Here is a 3,934-nt window from a genome sequence, read left to right as displayed (position 1 = left end):
CATGCGCAAGATACGCCTCGCCTATGTCATCAAGTCGATGGTCGTCGGCGGCAGCCAGACGCACCTGACGCAGGTGCTGCGGTTGCTCGATCGCGACCACTTTGAACCGGTGCTCTATTGCTTGCGCGCCGAGGGTGTGTTGTTGGACACGGTGCGGGCTTTGGGTATCCCGGTACAGACCCCAGCGGCGGCGTTGAGCTTCAAAGGTGTAGCCCTGCCGGCGCGGGTGATCGCCCTGGCCAGAGCGCTGCGGCGGCAGCAAGCCGATGTGGTGCACAACTATCTCTTGCGCGCCAACCTCGTGGGGTCGCTTGCCGCCCGCACAGCCCGTGTCCCGGTGGTGCTGTCGAGCAAACGCGGCTGCCACGAGCGCCGAGGCTTCGAGTTGCTGAGCGCCAAGATCGCCAACGTCCTCTCGGATCGAGTAATGGTCAACGCTGAGGCGGTGCGGGATTTCGTGCACGATAACGAGGGCTGCGCGAGAGAAAAGATGATCGTCATTCCGAGCGGGGTGGATACCGAGCGTTTTTGCCCGTTGCCGCCGGCGCCCTTCAAGAGCCGCCTGGGCCTGCCGGAGGATGTTCCGGTGGTAGGGATCGTCACGCGTATGCGCGTGCGCAAAGGTGTGGAAGAGTTCATTCGCGCCATGGCGCGCGTTCGCGAGACGCAACCCGCGGCGCACGCGGTGATCGTCGGCGAAGGCGACCTGGACCAGGAACTGCAGATGTTGGTGCGGACTCTCGGTCTCGAACGGCATCTGCATCTGCTCGGGCGCCGTAGCGACATGCCGGAAGTGTTGTCGGCATTCGACCTGTTCGTACTGTCATCGCATGACGAGGGGATGTCGAACGCGATCCTCGAAGCCATGGCGATGGAAAAGGCGGTGGTCGCCACCGACGTCGGCGGCACCGGCGAGGTGGTACGGCACGGCCATAGCGGCCTGCTGGTGCCAGCCAAAGATGCCGAGGCGCTGGCGGCCGCGATCAGCGAGGTGTTGGCGCAGCCGATGCGCGCACGCGAGATGGGCCGCCTGGCGAGACGGATCGTACATGAGGGATTCTCGGCCCAGGCGATGGTGAGGCAGATGGAGCGACTGTATCTGGAACTCGCCGCGGCCCGCGGTGTGGCCGTAGCGAAGGTGGCACAGGAAGCATCGTAAGTGCCGCGAGACGTCATGCCGACTGCGGCACGAAAGAGCTGTGGACTTGGCGGGGCAACTGTGATCAGAAATCCCGCAATTGCGGAGGCGGGTCGAGAGTGATGGCTGAACGCTTGAACGTCATACTGGTGGTCTTGGACGGCGCCCGTGCGGATCACTTGTCGTGCTACGGTCACGCCCGGGAAACCACACCGTTTCTGGATCAGGTGGCGCGGGAAGGGGTGCGGTTTTCGAGCATGATCGCTACCGCGCCGTCGACGCTGCCGGCACACGCGTCTTTGTTCACCGGGCTGTACGCCGCGACGCACGGCGCGACTGACGAAAACCGTTTCCTGTGGGCGCAACACCAGACGCTTCCCGAACAGCTCAAGGCGGCCGGCTACCGAACCGCGGCGTTCTGCACCGCACCGTGGGTAGGCCCCGAGACGGGGTTCGGACGCGGGTTCGACGCGTTTTTCACGCAGCGCTACCACAACCGCGTTGCGGCGCGGGCGATCCTCTATGGCCGCAAGGCGAGTGACACGCTCTTGCGCCGCAATGATTCCGGCGCGCGGCGCACCAATCAGGCGTTACGGCGGTGGCTGGCGGCCAGTGAGCAGCCGTTTTTCGCCTTCGTGCACTACAACGAAACGCATTTGCCCTTTGCGCCGCCCCGGCCCTACGATCGCATGTTCCTGCCGCGTGGCGTAACCGAGGCGCGCGTGCGCACGGTCAACCAGGACAGCAACAAGTACCTGGCGCGTCAGCTCGACATGAGCGAGGAAGATTTCGCCATTCTGGCTTCGCTCTATGACGGTGGGTTGCGTTACGTCGACACGCGGTTGCGTGAGATGGCCGACTTCTTGCGGGCACAGGGACAGTGGGACCGGACGTTGTTCATCGTCACCGGTGATCACGGCGAGAGCCTCGGTGAGCACGCCACTATGGGGCACAAGTCCGTACTGTACGATACCGTGCTGCGCGTGCCGCTGCTGCTGCGCTGCCCGGCGCGTGTGCCTCGGGGCTTCGTTGTGGACGAACTGGCGCAGACGACCGACCTCATGCCGACCATCCTCCGCATGGTCGACGTTCCCGAGGACGCCGGCAAGCTTGAAGGCCGGCCGCTGTTGCAGGACGGACACGCCACGCCGGGCCCGGGGTTTGCCATCTCGGAATGTTTCCGTCCCAACCTGGCCGCCTTCCAGCGCCGGTTCCCGGAATGCGATGTCCGTGGCCTCGACGTACGCAAGAAAGCCATCCGCACGAAGCGGGAGAAATTCGTTTGGCAATCGGACGAAGCCAACGAACTCTACGACCTGGTCGCGGATGCGGGCGAACGGAACAACCTCATCGAACGCGAGCCGGTACGCGCCGACCGCTTGCGCCGCCAGCTGTTCGACTGGCTCGCCTCGGTGGAGAAATTCGAAGGCGAGGGGCAGCCGCCCGAAATGGGCGCGGTGATCAGCGCGCAGTTGCGTGCGCTCGGCGATGTCGAGTGAACAGTCACACGGTGAGCGGTCGATAGTCGCTGACCTGGCGAATGAATTCGCGGCAACCAAGGGCACCAAGTCGCCCTGCGGCGACTCCCGTCCTATCCCCGTTCGCATGCGGGGCGGGGGAGCCCACGCAGGTGGGCTTGGTGCTCTTGTTGCCCGCGGTTTCAACCGCCGGGTGGGGCGTTGCCCCAGGACCAGTGGCGGCAGGCCTCTGTGCCTGCCGCGGTGGATCACTCGCGAACGCCCAGCCACGGGTAGCCCAGCAGCTCGGGCCATCGTTTCCACGGGTTATGGACAATGTACATCGCCTTCTCCAGCAACTCGGCTTGGTCCCGAACGACGCGGTCGAAGTACTCCCCTTGCCACACGTGGCCGATGCGCCCATGGGCATGCTGAAGCTGATGCGTGCTGAACGATTTCCAGCCATGAACCAGTTGCTCCAGCTTCCAAGTACCCATCGGAGTGACCAATGCATGCACGTGGTCGTTCATGACCACATACGCCAGCAAGTCGTACCTCTTCCGGTCAAAGTGCCGCAGGCAGTCTGCGATCAGCGATCGTTCCTCGGCCGAGAGCTCCACCTGCCCGCTGCCCAACCGCCACGTCACGAAGTAGGTGGCTCCAGCAAGCCGCCAGTGCGGCAGGTTTCTGCGGTAAACATAGACCTCTGGATGCTGCATCCATGGTCGACTGTACCAGCCAACCGGCGACAGGCACAGAGGCCTGTCGCCACCAGACCTTATGGAATCATCCGGTTGAGGTCTCAAGTTAGCGCTTATGGGGCATCGCCCCGAGCGGTGGCACCGGGCGTGAGAACGGTTCATGGACGTTCCAAGCCGGCGCCCCGCCGGTTGGGCCTCTCAGGGTGAGCGGGTAGACCCGAACGACAAGGCCCACAAATTTGTCGCACACCCAGGAGATGACCGCACGCAGTCCGAAGGTCGCAGTGATCGGACTCGATTGTGCTCCGCCGCGATTGGTGTTCGATTTGTGGCGTAACGAGTTGCCCAATCTCGACGGCTTGATGCGGCGGGGGATGTGGGGCGAGATGCGGAGTTGCCATCCGCCCATTACTGTGCCGGCGTGGTCCTCGATGATGTCCAGCAAGGATCCCGGCCAACTTGGCTGCTACGGGTTCCGCAACCGCCGCAGCTACACCTACGATGACTACGCCTTCGCACACTCCGGCTCGATCAAGCATGACTTGGTGTGGGACATTCTGTCACGCGCGGGGAAGCAGGTGGTGCTCTTGGGTGTACCGCAGACGTATCCGCCGCGCTGGATCAATGGGCACATGGTG

The 3,934-nt window shown here is 64.0% G+C and carries 4 protein-coding genes; 3 read left to right on the top strand and 1 reads right to left on the bottom strand.

Features of this window, described 5'->3' with window-relative positions:
• Positions 1-1,159: glycosyltransferase (locus tag VF515_12720; protein ID HEX7408499.1), on the top strand; the 1,159-nt coding region annotated here is incomplete at its 5' end.
• A 101-nt stretch (positions 1,160-1,260) separates the two neighbouring features.
• Entirely contained in the window at positions 1,261-2,637 is a 1,377-nt protein-coding gene (locus VF515_12715; protein ID HEX7408498.1) for a sulfatase, read from the top strand.
• A 227-nt stretch (positions 2,638-2,864) separates the two neighbouring features.
• Here the strand turns inward: VF515_12715 and VF515_12710 are convergent, their stop codons facing one another.
• Positions 2,865-3,314, bottom strand: a complete 450-nt coding sequence (locus tag VF515_12710; GenBank protein HEX7408497.1) for a transposase — start codon at positions 3,312-3,314, stop codon at positions 2,865-2,867.
• Between the two features lie 239 nt (positions 3,315-3,553).
• Here VF515_12710 and VF515_12705 point away from each other — a divergent pair.
• A partial coding sequence (locus VF515_12705) for an alkaline phosphatase family protein (protein ID HEX7408496.1) occupies positions 3,554-3,934 on the top strand: 381 nt, incomplete at its 3' end.

The organism is Candidatus Binatia bacterium (assembly GCA_036382395.1).
In the GTDB taxonomy this organism is placed as follows: Bacteria; Desulfobacterota; Binatia; order HRBIN30; family HRBIN30; genus JAGDMS01.
The sequence above is the reverse complement of the archived record's forward strand: the minus strand, read 5'-3'. Positions and strand labels throughout refer to the sequence as shown.

Coding starts and splice junctions, on each gene's coding strand:
- VF515_12710 (HEX7408497.1), bottom strand. CDS start 3,314: ATGCAGCATCCAGAGGTCTATGTTTACCGCAGAAACCTGCCGCACTGG.
- VF515_12715 (HEX7408498.1), top strand. CDS start 1,261: ATGGCTGAACGCTTGAACGTCATACTGGTGGTCTTGGACGGCGCCCGT.